Genomic DNA, 24,448 nt, shown 5'->3' with positions numbered 1-24,448 from the left:
TGTGCCGTCGTGTTAGCGCAGTGCTAGTGACGTATGAGCGTCGGTAGTGCGTTGGGAAGACAGCGCGTTGCTTTGTTTGCCAAAGTTGTAGCAAGTGGCGTGCGACTGTCGTCGGCTTTGCGGCTCCTGAATTCTTACGAATGTGATGATTCTAAATTTATACACACAATCTTGGCTGGAAGATTCTGAGAATATGCCAGTTTTATGATCTTGAATAAAACGGACTGATCTGGAAATAGTGGCAAATTATTCTGAATGTATCAAAAGACAATTCAAAAGCTATGGTTTATGCGGAATTATTTATATACACCAGTAAGTAAATTAAACGTAATTTCGGCTGTATCTTAGCATATACCAGGTCAATACTCACTAAGAAAATCTTGGAGCATTACTTTTAATTTGATTCAGTTAGTATCAATTGCAAAAATCCCTTGGTTGATTTCCCAAGGGATTTTCAAGTGTCAAGCTATTAGATGATTAAAGATTAACGAGCGTTTGCCAAAAGTAATTCTCGTGTATCTGATTTACGGACTTTCACTTGTCCATCATCATCGACATCGACAATTGCTGTGTCACCATTGCCAATTTCGCCGGCTAGTAGTGCTTCCGCTAAAGAATCTTCTAACAGGCGCATAATTGCCCTGCGTAAAGGTCTAGCACCATAACTGGGGTTATAACCTTCATTGACGACCAATTCTTTAAATGCGTCTGTCACTTGCAAGGTGATACCTTTTTCTGTCAAGCGATTAGCAACCTCACGCAGCATAATCTCAGCAATTTGCTTGACTTCATCCTTACTCAACTGAGTGAAGACAATAATTTCATCAACTCTGTTGAGGAATTCGGGACGGAAGTAAGTTTTGAGTTCCTCATTTACTAAGTTACGAATGCGGTGATAGCTGGCTTCGGCTTGATTATCAAATTCAAAACCTAAACCACCGCCACCTTTTTCAATCACCTTAGAACCGATGTTAGAAGTCAAGATGATCAAAGTGTTCTTGAAGTCAACTTTCCGACCTTTGGCATCAGTTAGATGACCGTCATCTAAGATTTGCAGCAGCATATTGAAGACATCGGGGTGCGCTTTTTCGATTTCGTCGAACAACAGCACTGTGTAGGGTCTGCGCCGCACGGCTTCGGTAAGTTGACCGCCTTCATCGTAGCCGACGTAACCAGGAGGCGAACCAATCAACTTAGATACGGTATGGCTTTCCATGAATTCGGACATATCTAAGCGAATCATCGCTTCTTCTGCACCGAAGAAGTAGGAAGCTAAAGCTTTGGCTAGTTCTGTTTTACCAACGCCTGTGGGGCCGGAAAAGATAAAACTGGCTATTGGACGCTTGGGACTCTTTAACCCAACTCTAGCCCGACGGATGGCGCGAGATACAGAGGTAACTGCTTGTTCTTGACCGATTAAGCGTTGATGCAGGGTGTCTTCCAGGTGTAACAGCAACTCTGACTCAGATTCGGTGAGTTTGTTGACTGGGACACCAGTCCAAGAGGCGACGATTTGAGCAATGTCTTCTTCGTCAACAATGGGCTGAGGAATATTTTGGTCTTGGTGAATTTGCGCTTCCAGTTCTAATTCTTGGTCGCGCAGTTCGCCTGCTTTATCGAAGTCTTGAAGTCTGACGGCTTCATGTTTCGCTTTGGTGATACTGGTTAGTTGACGCTTGAGTTCTTTGTTAGCGGAAATTTGGGAGTTCCGCAACCGGACACGGGAACCAGCTTCGTCAATTAAGTCTATGGCTTTATCGGGCAGGAAGCGATCGCTAATATAACGATCTGACAACTGGGCTGCTGCTAATACCGCCGCATCGGAAATTTCGACTTTGTGATGTTGTTCGTAAGCACCGCGCAAACCGTAAAGAATTTGGATGGTTTCTTCCACAGAAGGTTCACCGACCAAAATTGGTTGAAAACGGCGTTCTAAAGCGGCATCACGTTCGATGTGCTTGCGGTATTCATCCAGGGTGGTTGCACCGATACATTGGAGTTCACCGCGTGCTAAAGCTGGTTTGAGGATATTGGCTGCATCTAAGCCGCCTTCTGTGCCACCAGCACCCACAAGGGTATGAATTTCGTCAATTACTAGGACGATGTTACCGACAGAGCGGATTTCGTCCATGATTTTTTTCAGGCGTTCTTCAAAATCACCACGGAAGCGAGTTCCTGCCACTAATAAGCCCATATCAAGGCTAATTACTTGTTTATTCAACAACTGTTCAGGAACATCTTGGTTAGCAATACGTTGTGCTAAACCTTCTGCGATCGCAGTTTTTCCCACTCCTGGTTCACCAATCAACACAGGATTGTTTTTCGTGCGGCGACCGAGAATTTGAATGGCACGCTCAATTTCTTTTTCCCGACCAACTACAGGGTCTAGCTTGCCTTCTTGGGCGAGTTTGCTGAGATTTCTGCCGAACTCTTCTAGGGTGAGTGCTTGTTGGTTGCGGCGGGGACTACTACCACCTACAGCTACATTGCCATCTTCACCTAAACGACGTAAGACAGTAGTGCGGATGAGTCTGAGGTCAACCCCCAGATTTTGCAATACTTTAGCTGCAACACCTTCACCTGCTTCTGTTAAACCTAACAGCAAGTGTTCAGTGTTGATGTAGTTATGTCCTAGACTGTGAGCTTCTTTAAACGATTGCTCGAAGAGGTTTTTGACTTTTGGTGTAAAAGGAATTTCTGGCGGTACAAAGCCAGAACCTCTACCAATAATTTTTTCAACTTCCCGTCGTGCTTCTTTGAGGGTAACGCCCAACTCACTCAGCACTTTGGCAGCAACTCCCGTTCCTTCTCCGATTAAACCCAGGAGAATTTGTTCAGTTCCTACGAAGTTGTGTCCCAGACGACGTGCTTCCTCCTGAGCTAACATGATGACTTTAATGGCTTCGGAAGTGAAGTGTTCAAACATAGCGGGTTCTTGCTCCCTTGCTGCTTGGACTGGGGGTGATTGAGGTTCACCCTCGTTAAAACTTTTTCTATTTTCTTAAAGACAATGTATCTTTATTTATGATTGACTGGCAGTGGTGAGAGCCGTAAGCGTAAAGGTGTGTTTGCCCTCATCTTCTATTATCTGGCGTTGGACGGAATCTCAACTCTAGACTCAGAATGAATTAAGAATCCGACTAAAGGTATAAACTATGGCAGAACAGCACGGAAGTAAAGATCAACAACATCCACTTTACAACCGCGATCGCCCCTTTATTGATATTCTACTCGCTCAAGAGGCAACAGACTATAATTTGGCAGAATTAGCCCGGTTACGCATCCGTTATCAGGGCTTTCCCGGCGCACGGGACATCCAAAAAGACCTAGATAAAGTTTTACAACAATGGGGGTTAACTGAAGCAGAACTCTTCGCTAAAACCCGCCAAATCCACGACGTAGGGGGGATTTACAAAAGTCGCGGTAAGAAAGAAGAACAAGATTGGAACTAATCCTTTGTTATCTATTTCGAGAAATATTAATCTGTAATACTCAGGACTTACGCAAAATCATGAAAAAACGAACCGCAAAGGGCGCAAAGGACACGAAGTTAAGAGGATTGGAGATGGTTCTTGCGTAAGTCCTAATACTTAATAAAATAAGATTTATAGCAAAAATATTGATTTTAGGCGGGGGTTGTGTTGAGAAACAAAATCCAACATCCCAAGAACTTTGCTTTTGCGTATAAACGCAAGGAAGTATTATCAGGACAATTGTTTACCTAGTTGGGTTTGATGCCTACTAATAGTCAGTTGGGGTGCCTGTATCGAATTTGCTACCATTTAACATATCGAATGTTGCAGCCGATTCATCTGGTTTGTATTGATGCTCGAACCCAGAACTTGTATGTGTTGGCAGGGCAAAGCGAAGAAATCGAATTTGAAGTTACTCCGAATGGGGAGGTGCTGTGATGAGTTCAGTGGATTATGCAGCGATGTCCTATCAAGAATTAAGACGTTATTTTCTGACTCATCGAGACGACGATGCTGCGTTCCAAGCTTATTTGGCAAGGCGTAGAGAACGTTCACGTCCTGTGATCACAACAATCAACGATCCAGATTTTGACAGCAAAATTCAGGCGGCTATCCATCAGCAAATGGCAGAGTATCAGAGTGGCAAGTCAAGCTAAATGTTAGCGCGATCGCCATCTTTCAGAACTTGCTTAAATATCGCAGCCTAATTACTTAGAAAAGTAAGTTTGTAAAACAAACCCGAACTCAACAAAGCGAAACTCCTACCTGCTGCCTTACTTGATAAAGTATGAGTAGGTGCATCCATCTGCGGATAACATCACCCCACACTTACAAAAAATTCTGCCAACAACCCCTTGACTCTCCAGTTAGCTAGAGACTTCAAGATGAAGATAGTCGTTAGCTATTGGGGTGAGTCAAATGGAAAATGCCACATTGAAGCTGCGCGGGATGAGTTGCGCCTCCTGTGCCAAAAATATTGAAGATGCTATTAGTGCTGTCCCTGGTGTGAATGAATGTAGTGTGAATTTTGGCGCAGAACAGGCAACAGTTAATTATGATTCCAGAAAAACAGATTTACCAGCTATCCAAAATGCGGTGGATGCGGCTGGTTATTCTGCCTATCCTTTACAAGAACAAAATTTGCTGGCGGGTGAAGATGACGAAGAAAAAAGACATCGCCAGCAAACATCCCGTGATTTGCAGCGAAAGCTCATAGTAGGGGGGATAATTAGCAGTTTACTGGTGATTGGCTCATTGCCAATGATGACAGGATTGCATTTACCTTTCATTCCTGGATGGTTGCATAACCCTTGGCTGCAATTAGTTCTGACTACTCCTGTACAGTTTTGGTGTGGTAAAAGTTTTTATGTCAATGCGGGGAAAGCGTTCAAGCGTCATACTGCCACAATGGATACTTTAATCGTGTTGGGTACGAGTGCAGCATATTTTTATTCCCTATTCGCTACAATATTTCCCGGCTTTTTCATTACTCAGGGATTGATGCCGGATGTATATTATGAAACTGCGGCGATTGTGATTACTTTGATTTTATTAGGACGGCTGTTTGAAAATCGTGCCAAAGGACAAACTTCCGAAGCCATCCGTAAGTTGATTGGTTTACAGGCGAAAACTGCGCGGTTGATTCGCAACGGAGGAGAAATAGATGTACCGATCGCACAAGTGCAGATTGGTGATGTGGTACTGGTGCGCCCTGGGGAGAAAATTCCTGTTGATGGGGAAGTGATTGATGGGAAATCTACAGTTGATGAAGCGATGGTGACTGGTGAAAGTATTCCTGTGAAAAAGCAACCAGGAGATGAAGTGATTGGCGCAACCATCAACAAAACTGGTAGTTTCCAATTTCGGGCGACAAGAGTAGGAAAAGATACAGTATTGGCGCAAATTGTACAATTAGTACAGCAGGCGCAAGGCTCAAAAGCGCCCATTCAAAGATTAGCAGACCAAGTTACAGGCTGGTTTGTGCCGGCGGTAATTGCGATCGCCATCCTCACTTTTATTATTTGGTTCAACATCACAGGTAATATCTCTTTGGCATTGATTACCACAGTTGGAGTATTAATCATTGCTTGTCCTTGCGCCTTGGGTTTAGCCACACCAACTTCAATTATGGTAGGCACAGGTAAAGGCGCAGAAAATGGCATTTTAATTAAAGGTGCAGAAAGTTTAGAATTAGCCCACCAAATTCAAACAATTGTCTTAGATAAAACTGGCACAATTACCCAAGGTAAACCCACAGTTACAGATTTTGTCACAGTTAACGGTACGGCTAATAGTAACGAAATTCAGTTAATACAACTAGCCGCCTCTGTAGAACGCAATTCCGAACACCCATTAGCAGAAGCAGTGGTGAGATATGCTCAATCTCAGGATGTTAGCCTCATAGATGTTCGAGATTTCGCTGCGATCGCTGGTTGTGGTGTACAGGGTATCGTGGCAAATCGGCTGGTGCAAATCGGTACACAACGCTGGATGAAAGAGTTAGATATTAACACCGCAGACTTGCAACCAAATCAAGAACGCTTAGAATACTTGGGTAAAACGGCAGTTTGGTTAGCAGTAGATGGTGAAATCCAAGGATTAATGGGGATTGCTGATGCGATAAAACCGACTTCTCCCCAAGCTGTGCGAGCCTTGCAAAAACTGGGTTTAGAAGTTGTAATGCTCACAGGTGATAATCGCCACACTGCCGAAAGTATTGCCCGTGAAGTTGGGATTACCAGAGTCTTAGCCGAAGTTCGTCCTGAACAGAAGGTAGAAGCAATTAAGTTGTTGCAAGGGGAAAGGTGGAGGGAGACGAGGGGGACAAGGGAGACATGGGGGATAAGGGAGACACGGGAGAATTACTCAGCACTCAGCACTCAGCACTCAGCACTTAAAACTCAGCACTCAATTGTAGCGATGGTTGGTGATGGGATTAATGATGCACCGGCTTTGGCGCAAGCGGATGTGGGAATTGCGATTGGTACAGGTACAGATGTGGCGATCGCAGCTAGTGACATCACCCTCATCTCTGGTGATTTGCAAGGTATAGTCACAGCAATTCAACTCAGCCGCGCCACTATGCGTAATATCCGCCAAAATTTATTTTTTGCGTTTATCTACAACGTCGCGGGTATTCCCATCGCTGCTGGAATCCTGTTCCCGATATTTGGGTGGTTGCTCAACCCCATCATTGCAGGTGCAGCAATGGCTTTTAGTTCAGTTTCTGTAGTCACTAATGCGCTGCGTTTGCGGCACTTTCGAGCCAAAGTAATTGGCTAATACCAATTCTGTATGAAGATGCACAGAATCTTAAGAAACGAACCGCCAAGAGCGCCAAGAGCGCCAAGAATCTAGAGTTTCATTTAGTACAGATTCACATGAAATTGGTATAAGGTATTTTATCTTCCTTGTCCTGTCATTAAATCAACACCTAACTGATTAAATCAGTACGAGGTTTAAAGGTTTCAATTTGTCGAATTTTTTCGTACAGTTCTTTTTCTTCAGGGCTAATATTTTTCGGTGTAACTATCTGAATTTCCACCAATTGATCGCCGCGTTTACCGTTATCGGTGGGGTAGCCTTTATTTGCCAAGCGGAATCTTTGACCAGACCTAACTCCGGGTGGGATGGTCATTTTTACGGGGCCGTCGAGGGTTGGTGCTTCAACAGATCCGCCTAAAACCGCTTCGCTGGGAGTGACTGGTACTTGACAGGAAATGTTTGCGCCTTCTAGTTTAAATAAAGGATGTGGCTCGACAGTAATTTTAAGGTATAAATCGCCACCGCCAATTCCTTGATTTTTCAGCCGAATGCTTTGGCCTGTGACCATAGCTGGAGGCATTGTCACTTCTAGCGATCGCCCATCTTCTAAACGGATGCGTTCGTTACCACCTTGATAAGCCTTTTCTAAGGGTAAGGTTAATCGCGCTTCAATATCTCGCCGTGTTGGTTTGGGAGGATTTTTGGGAACTGTGTATTGAACTTTGCTATTCGGCGAACGAAACGGATCGGTTTTGGTATTACTGCCATTTCGGGTGTCTTGGCGACTACCAACACCAACTACTTGATTGATAAAGTCTTCAAAATTGGCAAATTGACTGGGGTCGACTTGATTACCATTGGTGCGATCGCTTGGTTTTTCTCCCCAAGCTTTTGGTTTTGGTGTTTTTTTGCCTGCAAAGCCTTGTTGCTTCCAATAGCGGCTAAACTGGTCGTATTGCGCTCTTTTAGCAGTATCAGAAAGCACTTCGTAAGCTTCATTCACATCTTTAAATTTTTCTTCGGCTGCCTTATTCCCTGGATTCAAATCAGGGTGATATTGTCTAGCTAGTCGCCGATAATTCTTTTTAATTTCTTCATTAGAGGCATCTTTAGGTACTCCCAAAATCTCGTAGTAATCGCGGAAATTTTGCAAATTTTGCATAGTCAGTTATTTAAATTTAGATTTTAGATTTTAGAGGTTGGTAATAATTTTTAAGTAACTAGTAATACTATTTACCAATTACTTAATACTTATCACCAATGACTAAATCCGTATTTTGAATCAAGTTTCTTAATCAAGTAAAGGAGGGGGAGTACTACAACCAATCATCTTCATCATCCCAATTATCTTGATAGCTGGGGCGAGATGGGCGGCGTGTGGGGCGACTGTCATAGGCAGAAGAACGGCTATCTCTATCTCTGCCATAATCTCGGCTGTAATCTCTACCATTGTCCCTACCGTAGTCGCGGCTGTTGTAGGAATCCCGATCGCGGTAGCTATCGCGGTAGTAATCTGGTTCGCGATCGCGTTCTTTGTCGCCGCCGCCTGTGAAGATTTCTTTAATTGTGCCTAACAAGTCGTCGTCTTCGTCTTCAGCGTAATACTGACGGACTTCTCGGTTCAATTCATAAAGGGCATCTTGTAAATCGGCGTAGGTTTGATCAATACCGCGATCGTCGTTGGCTTGTAAACTTTCTTTCAGTTCGCGGCAAATATTATCAATGCGTTGACGACGACTGCGGGCAAATTGCATCCCAAATTCTAGGGCGACTTCTCGCAGTTGGCGTTCTGATTGTAAAATCAATGCTTCCGCACGGGTGCGTTTTTCTACACGTTCTTTGCGTTCGCGGTCAACATCAGCGTATTTTTGTGCATCCTGAATCATCCGGTTAATTTCCGATTCAGTCAAGGTAGAAGCACCTTGAATGGTAATACTTTGTTCTCTACCTGTCGTCCGGTCTAAAGCTGTTACCTGTAAAATCCCGTTGGCATCAATATCAAATGATACCTGGACTTGGGGAATACCGCGCGGGGCTGGGGGAATGCCATACAGCTTGAACCGTCCCAGAGATTTGTTATCTCCTGCCATATCCCTCTCACCTTGGACTACGTGAATTTCCACGGTGTTTTGATTATTTTCCGAAGTGGAGAAGATATCAGAACGGCGAACGGGGATGGTTGTATTGCGGGGGATGAGTTTTTTCATCACGCCGCCAATGGTTTCTAATCCCAAAGATAAAGGTGTGACATCCAACAACAGCAAGTCTTTCAGTTCCCCAGCCAGGATACCTGCTTGAATTGCTGCACCCACAGCAACGACTTCATCAGGGTTAACGTTTTCGTTGGGTTCAATGCCAATTAAATCGCGGACTAATTGTTTCACCATTGGCATTCTTGTGGAACCGCCCACCAACACCACTTCTTCGATGTCTTCCGGCCTGAGTCCTGCATCTTTTAATGCCCGTTTGACTGGAGTGCGGACACGTCCTAGCAAATCACTACACAAAGCTTCAAATTGAGAACGAGTCAGGCGTGTTTCGATGTGTTTTGGCCCGTCCTCTGTAGCGGTGATGAAGGGTAAGTTAATATCGGTAACGCTCACCGCCGATAATTCGATTTTAGCTTTTTCGGCGGCTTCCATTAACCTTTGTAGAGCTTGGCGATCGCGTCTTAAGTCTACACCTTCCGTCTCTAAAAATTGTTCTGCTAACCAATCAACTATCTTTTTATCAAAGTCATTACCCCCCAGTTGTGTATCACCACTGGTTGATTTAACTTCAAATACCCCATCGCCAACATCTAAAATCGATACGTCAAAAGTTCCGCCACCCAAGTCAAAGACTAAGATGGTTTCGGTATCACCCCGATCTAAACCATAAGCTAAAGAAGCGGCTGTAGGTTCATTGAGAATCCGCAACACTTCCAAACCAGCAATTCTGCCAGCATCGCGGGTGGCTTGTCGTTGAGAATCGTTAAAATAAGCCGGAACTGTCAAGACTGCCCCAGTAACGGGTTCCCCTAAATAACGGCTGGCATCATCGGCTAATTTTTTCAGTACCATTGCCGAAATTTCTTCGGGGGCAAAATCTTTACTCAAACGGGGACAAGCAATTTTAATATTGCCGATGTCGTCTTTGCGGATGGTGTACGGCACACGTTTCGATTCGGGATTCAGTTCGCCATACTTCCGCCCAATAAAGCGTTTAACTGCAAAAAAAGTATTCTGGGGGTTGAGGACGGTTTGCCGTCGTGCCATTTGCCCAACCACTCTCTCGCCATCTTTGCTGAAACCAACTACGGAGGGTGTTGTTCGCATTCCTTCTGCATTGGCAATCACCACCGGCTTGCCACCCTCCATCACGGCGACTACTGAGTTGGTTGTACCCAAGTCGATGCCGACTACCTTGCCCATGCGTTACTCTTCTCCTAGTGCGTCTTATATCTATTAATTTATTATGATTGTCCAAGACTACCAATAGCAGTAAGCTATTAGTGGAAAACACCTCAATGGTATAATAATCAATTGAGGCAAAAGCTGAATAAATTTAAGGTTAAAGAGCTAGTTGCAAGACTAGGATAGCATTCACGACGCTAAGTATGTCCCAGCATCGGGAAATCTCCATAGTGGAAAAACTCTACTTTATCAGTGCTTTAAGTTGGGAAATCCACACTTCTGTAATTGATTTTTGGCAGAACTACTAATTATTGGTGGGTTAACTTCATACTTTATCCTTAATACTTCCGTTGAATTTACAAGAGCAATTACAAATCCATCTCTCTGAAATTGCAAGAGAACGTGATCCTTTCTTGGCAACAGCAGGACATTTCTTTGTCCAAGAATATATTCGTCAACAATTTTCCCAATGGGGAAGTGTGGAAATCCACACCTTTAAAGTGAATGGGAAAAGTTGTAGTAACCTGATTTTAAATTTATCTGCTGAAGGGAAGCACCAAAATTTACCCCCGATTTTGATGGGGGCGCACTATGACGCTGTGCCAGGAACCCCAGGGGCAGATGATAATGCCACAGGAGTGGCGGTGTTATTAGAATTAGCCCGGAAATTTGCCGCAGAACCAGCTAAATATCCCTTGCGACTGGTTGCGTTTGATATGGAAGAATATGGTTTACTCGGTAGTGCGGAATATGCCGCTTTATTGCATCAACAACAGCAACCACTCCGGTTAATGATTTCTTTGGAAATGCTGGGTTATTGCAACTTTATCCCAGGTTCCCAGCGTTACCCTAGTCCGTTGGAGAAATTTTACCCCAATACAGGTGATTTTATTGCTTTAATCGGCAATTTGCGAACAATCCGCGATTTAATCAGCCTCAGTCGGAGTATTCGGAAAGTGGGTGTACCTAGCCAGTGGTTGCCAGTACCCAACCGAGGCTTAATTGTACGTCAAACCAGACTCAGTGATCATGCACCATTTTGGGATTTGGGCTATCCCGCCATTATGGTGACAGATACGGCATTTTTACGGAATCCCCATTATCATCAACCCAGTGATAATATTGCTTCCTTAGATTTAAATTTTCTCACTGGTGTTTGCCAAGGTTTGGAACAGGGAATTAGACGGTTAAGTTAATTGTAATTATTTCAATTAGCTATACTATCTTGCAGCGATCGCGCCGCATTTGATTGTGTTGTAATCAAGTCTTCGATATTATGTTTGATTGTGTTGCAGATTGCGTCTAATGGTAAATCATTGTCATCATAACCAAAGGGATTTTCAATTTCCAACCCAATCGCCTCAACGCCAAATACGGTAAAGCTAACAACAGCCACCATAAATCCTGTCCACCAGCCCAATGTATCTACTACTTGCAAAGGTAATAAGCAACAATATACAAGTAACAGTTGCTTAAGATGAATTGCATAAGCTAAAGGCATTGGTGTTTTTAAAATACGTTCGCAAGAACCTAAATTATCGACAAGTATATTTAAAAGTTCTTGCAGATTAATTAATTGATATGTATGTAAACAGTCACGATTGTACTGTTCCTGCAAATAATCGCTAATCCAAAAAGCTACTTCTAAAGGCAAATTCTCGATAGTAGATAACTCGTTATATCGAGCATTAGACATTAATTGTTTTAATTCTTGATTTTCTCGTTCTCCCCGGAGATGTAATTTTGTAGCTACTGAAAAAGCGATAATTAGGCGTAATGTGGCAATTTTATTCTCTCTATCTTCAGGAGATTTTTCATTAATAGTAACCCAAACTTGTCTGGCTAAATTCCTGGTAGTATTAACTAAATTTCCCCAACAGCGTCTGCCTTCCCAAAAACGTTCATAAGCAGTATTTGTCCGAAAAACCAATAATAAACCTAACACCAAACTCGGCAAAATTGTGCCAATCATCGGCTTCGATACAGGCCATTCTAAATAATGCAGGACAGATATAATAAATCCAAACAAGCCACACCACAAAACCCGTTGATAAATTGATGAGACAACTGACCCTTTTAACTGAAAAGCCATCTGAAACCAGCGAATCTTCTCAAGTGTCATACCGTCTACCTCAAGGAACATCTAGGTAACAAATCAAGCAAATAATCTGATAACTTAAAAATCATACCTGAGAAGTAGCAAAATAAATCTTAAGGAATAAAGAATGAATGGGGCATCATTATCGGCTGCAAGTTGGGAGTTTTGGATTGATAGAGGCGGAACTTTCACTGATATTGTGGCAAAACGTCCTGATGGCCAGTTAATAATTCACAAGCTACTTTCAGAAAATCCTGAACAATATACAGATGCAGCAGTCCAAGGAATCAGAGAAATTTTAGGAATTGCGGCTGATGCACCAATCCCAGTAGATCGCATTGCGGCAATTAAAATGGGAACAACTGTGGCGACAAATGCTTTATTAGAAAGAAAAGGCGATCGCACTGTTTTAGTGATTACTCAAGGATTTGGGGATGCCTTACGCATTGGTTATCAAAACCGTCCCGATATTTTTGCCCGTCAAATCATTTTGCCAGAAATGCTCTACGAAAGAGTCATTGAAGTAGAGGAACGTTACAGCGCCCAAGGTGAAGAATTAATCCCGTTAAATCTAGATGCAGTTCGCCCACAATTACAAGCAGCTTACGATGATGGTATTCGCTGTTGTGCGATCGCGTTCATGCACGGCTACCGCTACACCACCCATGAACAAGAAATTGCAGCTTTAGCTAAAAGTATTGGATTTACGCAAATTTCCGTCTCTCACCAAGTCAGCCCTTTAATGAAATTAGTCAGCCGGGGTGATACAACGGTTGTCGATGCTTATTTATCCCCCATCTTGCGGCGATATGTTGATCAAGTCTCCCATCAATTGGCATTAGGGAATCAAGAAGCAGAAACTGGCGAGATAAGTAACAAGCAACAAGGATTATCCCCCCACTCCCCCAAACTAATGTTCATGCAATCCAACGGCGGACTCGCGGATGCAGAGAACTTCCAAGGTAAAGATAGTATTTTATCTGGCCCGGCTGGCGGGATAGTTGGGGCAGTGCAAACAAGCCGTATAGCTGGATTTGACAAGATTATCAGCTTTGATATGGGCGGTACATCCACCGATGTGGCGCACTACAACGGCCAGTATGAACGCACCTTTGAAACCGAAGTGGCGGGAGTGCGTCTGCGAACACCGATGATGGCAATTCATACCGTTGCGGCTGGCGGTGGTTCGATTGTGCAGTTTGATGGTTCGCGGTATCGGGTGGGGCCGGAATCGGCGGGGGCAAATCCCGGCCCGGCGGCTTATTCTAAAGGCGGGCCGTTGACGGTGACTGATTGCAATGTGATGGTGGGTAAGTTGCAGCCAGAGTTTTTCCCCAAGGTGTTTGGGGCGGCGGCGAATTTACCCTTAGATGCAGAGGTGGTGAGGCAGAAGTTTCAGCAATTGGCGGCGGAAATTGGAGATGGCAGAACGCCGGAAGAAGTTGCTACAGGATTTTTAGCGATCGCAGTTGATAAAATGGCGAATGCCATCAAAAAAATCTCTCTCCAGCGTGGTTATGATGTGTCGGAGTATACGTTGTGTTGTTTTGGTGGCGCTGGTGGGCAACATGCTTGTTTAATTGCCGACGCTTTGGGGATGCAGCAGGTATTTATCCATCCTTATGCGGGGGTGTTGTCTGCTTACGGTATGGGTTTGGCAGATGTACGAGTCATCCGCGAGAAGTCGGTGGAAGCGGTTTTGAATCAGGGTGTGTTGGGAGAAGTGGAGTTAGAGTTTGTGGGGTTGGTGGCGGAGGCTATCAGGGAAACGAACCGCCAAGGCGCGGAGGGCGCAGAGGGAGGAGAGGCTGCTACACCCTTACACTCTGATACCCCTACACCCTTTTTGGAGATTTATCGCAAGGTGCATCTCAAGTATGAGGGGACGGATGCACCGTTGATTGTGGATTTTGCTGATGTGGTGATGATGCAGGCTCAGTTTGAGGAGTTGCATCGTCAGCGTTACGGGTTTATTGCGCCTGAGAAGCGGTTGATTGTGGAAGCGGTGGCGGTTGAGGTGGTGGAGAAGCATGACGCACTGGAGGAAGCTGTAATTACACGTAGGGACAATAAAGAGACTGTAGCAATAGCAACTATACAAATGTATACTGCTGGGTCATGGCAAACTACCCCAGTGTATCAACGCCAAGATTTACAGCCAGGAGACTGTGTAGCAGGGCCAGCCATTATTGTCGAGGCGACGGGTACAAATGTGATTGAACCCCATTGGCAAGCCGAGTTAACTGCACGCAATCACTTAGTACTGACGCGACAAACAACACAAAAAACACTCAGCACTCAGCACTCAGCACTCAGCACTCAAAAAGATCCTGTGATGTTGGAGATTTTCAATAATTTGTTTCGTGCGATCGCTGAACAAATGGGTATAACCTTACAAAATACCAGTTCCTCTGTCAACATCAAAGAACGGTTAGATTTCTCCTGTGCAATTTTTGATGGTGCTGGACAATTAGTCGCCAATGCACCACACATCCCCGTACACTTGGGTTCGATGAGTGAAAGTGTGCAAGCTTTAATTACTAACTATGGCGACACCATCAAACCCGGTGATGTTTTTGTTTCCAATAACCCCTACAACGGTGGTACTCACCTACCAGACATTACCGTTATCACCCCAGTCTTCCCCCACTCTCGGTTGGTGAGCGCAGTCGAACCACGCCCATTATTCTACGTCGCTTCACGGGGGCATCATGCAGATATTGGCGGTATTACTCCCGGTTCAATGCCGCCAAATAGTACAAATGTCATTGAAGAAGGCATATTAATTGATAATTTCCAGTTAGTTGCAGCAGGTAAATTCCGAGAAGCTGAATTAGTTAGTTTGCTGACCAGTGAACCTTACCCCGCACGCAATGTTTTGCAAAACTTAGCAGATTTAAAAGCCCAAATTGCCGCCAATGAACGTGGTGTACAAGAACTGTTAAAAATGGTAGACCACTACGGCTTAGAAACTGTCCAAGCCTACATGAATTTTGTGCAGGATAATGCTGAAGAATCTGTAAGACGTGTGATTGAAGTTTTGAAAGATGGTAGTTTTAGCTATGCCTTAGATAATGGCAGCGTGATTCAAGTCGCAATTACAATTAGCAGAGAAAACCGCAGCGCCAAAATTGACTTTACAGGTACTTCTAGCCAACAGTTAACTAATAACTTTAATGCCCCAGCCGCAGTTTGTAAAGCGGCAGTTTTATATGTTTTTCGCACATTAGTTAATGATGATATTCCCTTAAATGCTGGATGTCTAAAACCTTTAGAAATTCACATTCCTGAAGGTTGTATGTTAAATCCTGCTTATCCGGCGGCGGTGGTGGCGGGAAATGTGGAAACTTCCCAAGCTATTACCGATGCTTTATATGGTGCGTTGGGTATTCTCGCTGCTTCTCAAGGAACGATGAATAATTTTACTTTTGGGAATGAGCGTTATCAATATTATGAAACTATCTGCGGCGGTTCTGGTGCAGGTGCAGATTTTGATGGGACAGATGCAGTTCACACCCACATGACTAATTCCCGTCTCACAGATCCCGAAGTGTTAGAATGGCGCTTCCCAATTGTGTTAGAAAATTTTGCTATTCGGGAAAATAGTGGTGGTCAAGGTCATCATCATGGCGGTAATGGTGTCACTCGTCGCTTGCGTTTTCTGGAACCAATGACCGCAGCAATTTTGTCAAATCACCGCATAGTTGCGCCTTTTGGTTTATCTGATGGTGCAAGCGGTGAAGTCGGACGAAATTATGTTGAACGGTGTGATGGAACTGTTGAGGATTTAGGTAGTAAAGCTGTGGTGGAAATGAATATTAATGATGTGTTTGTGATTGAGACTCCTGGCGGTGGTGGTTATGGTTTTACTGAATCATTCATAAGAGATTATTTATAAAGTAAAAATAAAAATTCTCGTAGGGTGTGTTAGGCGCAAATTGTGTAGCTCATTCATCACAAAATATATAATAGCGCCTAACGCACCATCATCATCTGGCGGTGCGTTAGGCTGAAGCCATAACGCACCCTACTTAAATCACTAGTGTTCAATCCAGATCCCCGACTTCTTTAAGAAGTCGGGGATCTAAAAGTTCTTGTAAAATTTAAATCACTGCTTTCTGACGTGGACAGTCAAACACCACCACAAAATTAGCGTCTGGAATGAGTTTACGTAAGCTTTGTAAATGACCGTCTGCATCGGAACGACTGCGAAATCTTGCAACTGTAACCCGTTGCATATCTGGAAATAAACGCGCAACAATCCAAGAATTTAAACGTTCTTTGTAAGCGTAGGTCTGAGTTTCTGAGACGAAATCTTTGTAATTGCTGTTTTGTGGCATGATTAATCTATCCATAAGGAGTTTAGTAAAGGGCGTTAGCGAGTCTCTTGGCGGGGATGCTAACGCCTCTTCAACAAAAATTGAATCTCAATACCATATCGTTTGTCAATTGTCAATTGTTAGCGCCAAGTTTTAGCGCCAACAAATTTTCATACAATACGGTTCAGTTAAAGTTTTAATCTTCTGAAGATCCCCCCAACCCCCCTTAAAAAGGGGGGCTAATAACCTTCTTTTACCCCTTTTTTAAGGGGGTCGCCGCAGGCGGGGGGATCTGAACTGAACCGTATTGAATTTTAATGCTCAAGAAATATGGATCTAAGAGCATTAAGACACCGTACAGGATGAAGAATTAGTGATGTAGCTATTGAATTAGATTGCGCTTTATCTTCGATTCGTAACTGGGAGAAAGGTAGAACAACACCCAAAATGGAAGTATGGCAAGTATTTCGTTTGCGGGATTTATATCAATGCACTGAAGAAGAATTAGTACAAGCAGCCAAAAAATCGACGTTGGCTGAAGATGGTTAATTTTGCTGGGATATTATTTGAATTCCGAAAGTTGCTTTTTTATAAACAAGCGATCGCATCATCTCACAATAGACATAAATGAGTCCTCTCTCTTACGGAAGAAGACAGAAAAATCTAAACTTTAGTGAGAGATAAATACAGGCAATGACTGAATATTGTAAAAATGTTAGCAAGGAACAAAGAACTATAGACAATCACAGTTAATTTCAGCTTCACCAAAATCAACTCAGAGTTTTATTATATACAGGTGAAAAAGAGTTCATTTATTATGATATCGGAGACGAGCAATACAAGATGTAAAAGCACGTTGCAGCGAAATTTTAGCAAGTTATTCTAGTTAGAGATGCGGTAAAAATATCAATGTTAAACAGAAACCGCTTGCAAATGCAAAATGCACGGAATTCAAAAGTAGTTAAGGTTGCAGCAGCGATCGCCACCTTCACAGGTAGTTTTGTGCTGCTTGGGTGGATGTTCAACATTGAATTTCTCAAAATAGGTAACAACCCCAGGTTGTTCACCATGAAAGCGAACACAGCATTATGTTTTATCTTATTAGGTGTGTCGCTGTGGCTGCTACAAATCAACCAAAATCAGCCAGCCAAGCAAAAACAGCAAGTTTATTTCTGGCTGATGAGAGTATTGAGTTTCATCCCTATAATTATTGGCTTACTCACAATCATTCAATATTTGTTTGGTGAGAATTTTGGCATTGATCAGCTGCTGTTGCGAGATACACAAACTCCTGCTGTGTCAGCTTATCCTGGACGGATGGGAATTAATACCGCCATTAACTTTTTCTGTTTGGGCTGTGGGTTAGAAATTTTAATCCATCCAAAACGCGAACGCCATTATTGGTATGCTCAAATTTTGACTTTGATAGCTGGTGTAATTTCTTTAGAAGCATTGATTGGTTACACCTACGACATCAAAATTCTCTACAGTTTGTTTTTGAATGGCACACCAATGGCATTGCACACAGTATTAATGTTTAGTGTGCTGTGTATCGGGATTCTCTGGTCAAGTACTGACCAAGGATTTATGCACGTCATTACCAGTGAAAGTTATGGCGGTTTGTTGGCGCGTCGTTTATTAATAGCGGCGATCGCTGTACCTTTATTATTAGGCTGGTTAATTGTTCAAGGTCAACGAGTCGGATATTATGATTCAGCTTTTGCCATAGCGATATTTGCACTGGTTTTGATTATTATTTTTGCTCTGTTAATTTGGCAGTGTGCTGCTTTAGTAGAAAGGCTGTGGTACAAGCATGAATACACGCAAACAGCACTTAGAGTCTATGAAGAAAAACTCAAAAGTTTCGTAGATGCGAACATCATTGGAATTGTGTTGGGTGATATTTATGGCAACATTCACCAAGCCAATGACGAATTTTTGAGAATGGTTGGCTATACCCGCGCAGATTTACTCGCGGGTGAATTAAACAAAGACAAAATCATCTTACCAGAGTACCTGGATTTAGATGCACAAGCGATCGCCGAAGCCCAAAGTAATACCAATGGCGCTTGTACACCATACAAAAAAGCATATCTCCGCCAAGATGGTCATCGCATACCTGTATTAGTTGGTTATGTTCTCGTGGGAGAAAAACGGGAAGAATTGGTAGCTTTTATTCTGGACTTAACCGAACGCCAACAAGCACAAGAACAAATTCTCCAACTCAATCGAGATTTACAACGGCGAGTAGTCGAACTGCAAACCTTATTAGATGTGATTCCGATAGGAATTGGGATTGCGGAAGATCGTGAATGTAGAAATATTCGCGTTAACCCTTGTTTTGCCAAGCAACTCGGTATCTCCACAGATATCAATGCTTCTCTGACTGCGCCTACCGCAGAACGACCCCAAACATTTAAAGTTTACTGCGAAGGTCGAGAATTATCGCCAGAAGAACTACCAATGCAGTATGCAGCCGCACATGGTGTAGAAGTTTTGGATTTGGAAGTGGATGTGGTTCATAACGATGGCCGAGTCACTAACTTATTAGAATATGTTGCACCATTGTTTGACGAAGAAGGTAACAGCAGAGGTTGTATTGGCGCATTTTTAGATATTACTAGTCGCAAGCAAGCTGAAGAATTACAGCAAAACCAACGCAAATGGCTGGAAGATGTGTTAAATCTTATGCCCAGACCATTGCTGTTGATTGAACCAGGAACAGCAAGGGTGACATTTGCCAATCGCACAGCCAATGAGTTAGCAGGCGGTGAATTTCCCCAAGGCATCCCAGCCGAAGAATATCACACAGCATATTATTATACAGATGCCACAGGCGATCGCATCCCCAATGAGCAAATGCCAGGGGTACGTGTTGCCCGTGGTGAACGTTTAAATGGTATAGAAGTAGACTGGCACACCAGCCAAGGCACATATTCTTTATTAATTTTTGCAGATACACTGCCAGCAATGCACGGTTTTCCAGCTACCTGCATTTTCGTCTTCCAAGATATTACTAAACTCAAGCAAGCCGAAAAAGCATTATCAGTAGGTAATCAACGGCTGCAATTACTATTTAGTACCGCCAGCGCCTTATTATCTAGTCAGCAACCAGTCACACTCATTGATAGCGTTTTCTGCCAACTCCAAGAACAAATTAGTATAGATATTTACCTTAACTACTTGGTTGAAGATAATTCTCAGGTCATGCGTCTTGCTTCTTATCGAGGCTTTAGCGAGGAACTAGCAAAAGAGATTGAGTTGTTAGAATTTGGTCAAGCAGTCTGCGGTACTACAGCCCAATATCGCCAACCCATTTATGTTGAAAATGTCCAACAATCAACTGATATCAAAACAGCATTAATTCGTTCTTTAGGTATTCAGGCTTACTACAGTTACCCTTTAATTGCTCAAGACAAGTTGTTCGGGACTCTTTCTTTTGGCAGTTGCAGCCGTAATTTCTTCACCGAAAATCAAAGAAGTATGATGCAGGCGATTTGTGATCAAATTGCGATCGCAATGGAACGCTCAAGTTTAATTACTTCCTTGCAGCAGCAAACAGAGCAGTTGCAGCAAGCCAACCGGATGAAAGATGAGTTTTTAGCTATACTTTCCCATGAATTGCGATCGCCCCTCAATGCAATTCTCGGCTGGGCGCAATTATTACGCAGTCGCAAACTCAACGAAACTCAAATCAGTAAGGCGCTAGAAACCATTGAGCGGAATGCCAAGATGCAAACCCAAATGATTGAAGACTTACTTGATATCTCACGGATGATTCGCGGTAAGTTACAGCTAAAAGTTGCTACTTGTAATTTAATCACGATTATTGAATCGACAATTGAAACTGTCACTTTAGCCGCCCAAGCCAAAGAAATCGAGTTGCAATTTGCGTGGGCAAATTATGGAGAAGCAGCATTTTTAATTTCTGGTGATAGCGATCGCTTACAACAAATTATCTGGAATTTGCTATCAAATGCTATTAAGTTTACACCCCAAGGCGGTAAAGTTGAAATTCAACTTACCAGAAGTGTTGCTCATCATTCCGAATCTATCACGTACGCCCAAATTCAAATCATTGACACGGGTATAGGGATTAACAGCGAATTTCTCCCTTACGTATTTGACCGCTTCCGTCAAGCCGACAGTTCCAGCACTAGGGCGCACGGTGGCTTAGGGTTAGGTTTAGCAATTGTGCGTCACCTAGTAGAATTACACGGTGGTATGATCACTGTTGATAGCCCCGGAGACGGACAAGGTACAACCTTTACAGTTAAATTACCCTTACTACTCAATAAAGAAACTATATCTGCACCAGTCAGCCTAACTGAAGCTAACAGTGATATTTTACCTGCGTTTCCCTCCCTAGCTGGTGTGCGCGTCCTAGTTGTAGATGATGAAGCCGACACCAGGGAGTACATATCCACAGTATTGCAACAATGTCAAGCCCAAGTAAAAACCGTTGCTTCAGTCCCAGAAGCATTACAAATGATTGCTCAGTGGCAACCAGATGTGTTAGTTAGTGATATTGGGATGCCCGGTGAAGATGGCTATTCATTAATTCGCCAATTGCGATCGCAACCTCCAGCAAAAGGCGGTAAAATTCCCGCCGCCGCCCTCACCGCCTACGCCAGAGCCGAAGACCGAATGCGTGCTATTCAAGCAGGTTTTCAACTACATCTACCTAAACCCATCAAACCTGCTGAATTAGTGACAGTAGTCGCCAGCTTAGTCGGTAGAACTTGACACTTCCCCTCATTTCCTGGAAGAAGGCGAGAGTTAAAAAGCTTATGGTACGCCGTGTGCAACTTTCTCTCAAACCTAACCCCCAACCCCTTCCCTACAAGGGAAGGGGAGCAAGATTCAAAGCCTCTCTCCGCTTCGGGGAGCCAGCGCGTTGCGGAGGTTCCCTCCGTTGTAGCGACTGGCGTGAGAGGTTTGGAGAGGGGTTTCAAGAATAAGTTGCACATCGCGTTATGGTGTACACACAAATAAATGTTAGTTGAGTCCCACCTCGGAATCAATTCCGAGTCTCATAGCGCAAGTCATATTCAGATGACTCAAGCAAAAATGTCTGACAGTCCATAAAGCGTGGACTTTGGCTATGAGCCTGGAAATTTATACCAATTCGCAATTCGCAATGACGCGACGCTCGTTCCTCGCTAACGCAATTAAGAAATCTAGCTCCAGTAAGACTTTCCTGATTTCTATCTGTCGCATTCTTCTTTCAAATTGGTATAAGTTGCGTTCAGAAATAGTATTCCTACTCCCTACTCCCAGCCCAAATTACTATCTTTGATTGCAACTTGGTATGATTTATTCTTTTTACAACCTACTCCTGCGGAAATTACTGCTCAGAAATTGTACTTATATTTAGCACTAATCATTACCAAATATTAATGTCCGGTTTACGGTTTTTTCATCTCTCCTTATTAAACCGGATTTATATTTCAGTCGCTAACTCTTCTTTTATTTCTGTATTGACTACAGAAATCATTTTGTTCTGCCTAAAAAAATAACCACAAATGAAAAAGTCTAAATTTGCTAAACTGATTCTACCTGTTGCTTTACCAGCAGTGTTTTTCGCTATCTTTAATAGCTCCCAAAAGCCACTTACTGCTCAAAGCTCAGTCAGTGTTCATTTAACAATGGGAAATCCTAGTGGTGCTACTACTAGTACTTCCAATCGTTTATTAGTTAAACCTCAGTATGCAACCTCACATAATTGTGCCAAAGGAATCCCTAATTGGGTAAGTTGGCAATTAAACTCATCATGGTTAGGAAGTGCGCCACGCCAAGATGATTTCCGTGCAGATACTACCTTACCTTCTGGGTGTTATCGAGTTACTACTACTAGTTACACAGGTAGCGGCTTTGACAGAGGACACATGGCTCCTTCTGCTGATAGAACTAATACAATTGCCAATAATTCTGCTACCTTCTTAATGACAAATATCATTCCTCAAGCTCCTGATAATAATCAGGGTGTCTGGGCAAATTTGGAAGATTATTCTAGAAGTTTAGTGGCTCAAGGTAAAGAACTTTACATTATTTCTGGCGGTTACGGCACTGGTGGATCAGGATCAAACGGTAGTCGCACTACTATTGATAATGGTCGCGTCACGGTTCCCGCCAGAACTTGGAAAGTTATTGTAGTTTTAGACAGACCAGGTTTAGGAGTTAGTGGCGTAACTAATGCTACTAGGGTAATTGCTGTTGATATACCCAATGTACAAGGTGTCAGAAACGCAAATTGGAGAAACTATAGAGTGAGTGTTGATACTTTGGAATCAAGAACTGGGTACGATTTCCTTTCTCAAGTTTCTACCTCTATTCAAAGTACGATTGAGGCTAGAGTAGATAATTTATAAAAATATAGGAATAGGGTTTGATTCCTGAATCTAGTTGTGTAAGCAGGGAGTAGGGAATGGGGAGTAGGGAGTAGGAAAGAAGCCTGCGCTGGGTGTACTGATTTTTTTCCCAAATCAACTATGAGTCCTATAGTTATAGGACTTACGCAAAAAAACGGAAGTATATTAGTGGAGTAGAGACGTTACATCTAACGTCTCTACATAATGATTTTGGTTTTTACCATTAGCGAAGTTTGTTCAACCCTACGAGTTATACCTAGTACAGGTCGGCGTAAATAAACAGACTATCTGGAATTGCTAAAAGGCTTGTGGTATCGTTATTCTTTCTTTTTCCTTTTGCCTTTTTACTTTTGCCTTGTTGTACTAGATTAGGTTTCAATAACTTTTGTCGAAATTCCTGCTAAATCACCAGCAGGAGTTTTACCAAAAATATAGACATCAATATCTATCCTCCCTAAACGATAAACTTTGATATCTGAGAGATTTTCCTTGAGTGTTTGAACTAAGGATTTAAATTTCTGTACATCTTGTCTTTGAATTTCATCGTGCCATTCTTTTTCTTCAGCTAAGTTACGAAAAAAATAATCTAGTTCTACTATTTCTATGGGCGTTTCTGCGGGATGATTTGTTAGCTGAAGAAGTTTTTGATTAGTTAAACTCTCTTGACCTTCTCCAGACCAAAAAAACACTTCAAAGGGAGATTCTGATTCACTCATCATCAGCAAACTATGAGAATTTTGCTGGAGCTTCTGCATAACATGATTAGTCATATACTTGGGCAAGTAAAAATAAATTAAACCTTAGAAATTAAAACATATCTATAAAATTTTTCTCAAATTTTAACACTATTCTAAGAACTGGTGCGATCGCTCAATTTTTATATCAACATATTGAGTTTCCCGGCGGCTGTTCCTAAAGCATAGGTAAGAATTATACTTTGATGAGCGATGAGGATTTGAATATGTCACCTTGGACTAGTCTGATCACTGCTTTAACATTACTGCTGTACTCAGTTATCACAATTAATGTCGGTCGAGCTAGGGCAAAATATAAAGTTATGCCTCCCCAAATGACAGGCGACCCCAATTTTGAAAGAGTACTAAGAGTTCAGCAAAATACTCTAGAACAAACTATTTTATTTCTCCCTGGCTTATGGTTGTTTTCTGTTTACATCAACCCATTATGGGGGGCAGTAATTGGTGCTATTTGGCTCATAGGCCGTATTGTCTACGCTTGGGGATACTATCAGGCCGCAGAAAAACGAATGATTGGTTTTGCCATTACTACTATGAGTGGAATGGTGCTGCTTTTAGGTTCGTTAATTGGTATCATTCTCGCTTTGGTGAAGCCATAAACTACTGTAGAGCTTGAGATAATTAGGACTTACGCAGACTCTACGATTTCTTGGCGTTCTTGGCGGCTTGGCGGTTTGATAAATTAAGCTTTTCGGGAATTTTTGCGTAAGTCCTGGATAAGTAGGGTGGGCATTTTCAGTAAAAATCTCGATCAACCTACAATATATTAGTGA

16 protein-coding genes are annotated in these 24,448 nt (G+C 42.9%); 10 read left to right on the top strand and 6 right to left on the bottom strand.

Features of this window, described 5'->3' with window-relative positions:
• Window positions 1-33 precede the first annotated feature (33 nt).
• Window positions 34-189, top strand: a complete 156-nt coding sequence (locus tag H6G77_RS01725) for a hypothetical protein (RefSeq protein WP_190870656.1) — start codon at window positions 34-36, stop codon at window positions 187-189.
• 295 nt (window positions 190-484) lie between these two features.
• On the opposite strand, the gene H6G77_RS01720 is transcribed toward H6G77_RS01725, so the two are convergent.
• Window positions 485-2,926: an ATP-dependent Clp protease ATP-binding subunit gene (locus tag H6G77_RS01720; protein WP_190668757.1), complete on the bottom strand. Its 2,442-nt coding sequence runs from the start codon at window positions 2,924-2,926 to the stop codon at window positions 485-487.
• A gap of 229 nt (window positions 2,927-3,155) precedes the next feature.
• Here H6G77_RS01720 and H6G77_RS01715 point away from each other — a divergent pair, with 229 nt between their 5' ends.
• From H6G77_RS01715 to H6G77_RS01705, 4 genes are all read left to right on the top strand, one after another.
• Window positions 3,156-3,452: a DUF3288 family protein gene (locus tag H6G77_RS01715; RefSeq protein ID WP_190587988.1), complete on the top strand. Its 297-nt coding sequence runs from the start codon at window positions 3,156-3,158 to the stop codon at window positions 3,450-3,452.
• Between the two features lie 282 nt (window positions 3,453-3,734).
• Complete coding sequence (locus tag H6G77_RS36565) at window positions 3,735-3,911, top strand: DUF6888 family protein (RefSeq protein ID WP_396020662.1); 177 nt, start codon at window positions 3,735-3,737, stop codon at window positions 3,909-3,911.
• Window positions 3,911-4,129 carry a DUF6887 family protein gene (locus H6G77_RS01710; protein WP_190870655.1) on the top strand — a complete coding sequence of 73 codons (219 nt, stop codon included), beginning with the start codon at window positions 3,911-3,913 and terminating at the stop codon, window positions 4,127-4,129. The genes H6G77_RS36565 and H6G77_RS01710 overlap by 1 nt, the downstream gene beginning before the upstream one ends.
• 262 nt (window positions 4,130-4,391) lie before the next feature.
• A complete protein-coding gene (locus H6G77_RS01705) occupies window positions 4,392-6,755 on the top strand; it encodes a heavy metal translocating P-type ATPase (RefSeq protein ID WP_190870654.1) in 2,364 nt (787 codons plus the stop codon).
• Window positions 6,756-6,906: 151 nt separating this feature from the next.
• Here H6G77_RS01705 and H6G77_RS01700 read toward each other — a convergent pair whose 3' ends face one another.
• Complete coding sequence (locus H6G77_RS01700; protein ID WP_190587985.1) at window positions 6,907-7,899, bottom strand: DnaJ C-terminal domain-containing protein; 993 nt, start codon at window positions 7,897-7,899, stop codon at window positions 6,907-6,909.
• A 154-nt stretch (window positions 7,900-8,053) separates the two neighbouring features.
• Window positions 8,054-10,150, bottom strand: coding sequence for a molecular chaperone DnaK (gene dnaK / locus H6G77_RS01695; protein WP_190870653.1), 2,097 nt, complete (start codon window positions 10,148-10,150; stop codon window positions 8,054-8,056).
• Between the two features lie 332 nt (window positions 10,151-10,482).
• Here dnaK and H6G77_RS01690 point away from each other — a divergent pair, with 332 nt between their 5' ends.
• Complete coding sequence (locus tag H6G77_RS01690; protein ID WP_190587983.1) at window positions 10,483-11,328, top strand: M28 family peptidase; 846 nt, start codon at window positions 10,483-10,485, stop codon at window positions 11,326-11,328.
• 11 nt (window positions 11,329-11,339) lie between these two features.
• On the opposite strand, the gene H6G77_RS01685 is transcribed toward H6G77_RS01690, so the two are convergent.
• Window positions 11,340-12,254 (bottom strand): bestrophin family protein, encoded by a 915-nt coding sequence (locus tag H6G77_RS01685; RefSeq protein ID WP_190587982.1) that lies wholly within the window; start codon window positions 12,252-12,254, stop codon window positions 11,340-11,342.
• Window positions 12,255-12,357: 103 nt separating this feature from the next.
• On the opposite strand from H6G77_RS01685, the gene H6G77_RS01680 reads away from it, so the two are divergent.
• Entirely contained in the window at window positions 12,358-16,128 is a 3,771-nt protein-coding gene (locus H6G77_RS01680; protein ID WP_190870652.1) for a hydantoinase B/oxoprolinase family protein, read from the top strand.
• Between the two features lie 205 nt (window positions 16,129-16,333).
• Here H6G77_RS01680 and H6G77_RS01675 read toward each other — a convergent pair whose 3' ends face one another.
• A complete protein-coding gene (locus tag H6G77_RS01675; RefSeq protein ID WP_190587980.1) occupies window positions 16,334-16,570 on the bottom strand; it encodes a hypothetical protein in 237 nt (78 codons plus the stop codon).
• 888 nt (window positions 16,571-17,458) lie between these two features.
• On the opposite strand from H6G77_RS01675, the gene H6G77_RS01665 reads away from it, so the two are divergent.
• Window positions 17,459-21,295 (top strand): ATP-binding protein, encoded by a 3,837-nt coding sequence (locus H6G77_RS01665; protein WP_190870651.1) that lies wholly within the window; start codon window positions 17,459-17,461, stop codon window positions 21,293-21,295.
• 779 nt (window positions 21,296-22,074) lie between these two features.
• Window positions 22,075-22,920 (top strand): DNA/RNA non-specific endonuclease, encoded by an 846-nt coding sequence (locus H6G77_RS01660; RefSeq protein ID WP_190587978.1) that lies wholly within the window; start codon window positions 22,075-22,077, stop codon window positions 22,918-22,920.
• Window positions 22,921-23,288: 368 nt separating this feature from the next.
• Here the strand turns inward: H6G77_RS01660 and H6G77_RS01655 are convergent, their stop codons facing one another.
• The gene (locus H6G77_RS01655) at window positions 23,289-23,690 is read right to left on the bottom strand and encodes a nuclease A inhibitor family protein (protein WP_190587977.1); all 402 of its coding nucleotides are present in this window, start codon (window positions 23,688-23,690) and stop codon (window positions 23,289-23,291) included.
• Window positions 23,691-23,881: 191 nt separating this feature from the next.
• Here H6G77_RS01655 and H6G77_RS01650 point away from each other — a divergent pair, with 191 nt between their 5' ends.
• Window positions 23,882-24,274 carry an MAPEG family protein gene (locus H6G77_RS01650; protein WP_190587976.1) on the top strand — a complete coding sequence of 131 codons (393 nt, stop codon included), beginning with the start codon at window positions 23,882-23,884 and terminating at the stop codon, window positions 24,272-24,274.
• Window positions 24,275-24,448: the final 174 nt, after the last annotated feature.

The sequence above is a fragment of the Aulosira sp. FACHB-615 genome (genome assembly GCF_014698045.1).
Classification (GTDB): domain Bacteria; phylum Cyanobacteriota; class Cyanobacteriia; order Cyanobacteriales; family Nostocaceae; genus Nostoc_B.
Note: the sequence above shows the minus strand (reverse complement) of the source record. Positions and strands in the feature narration are given on the sequence as shown.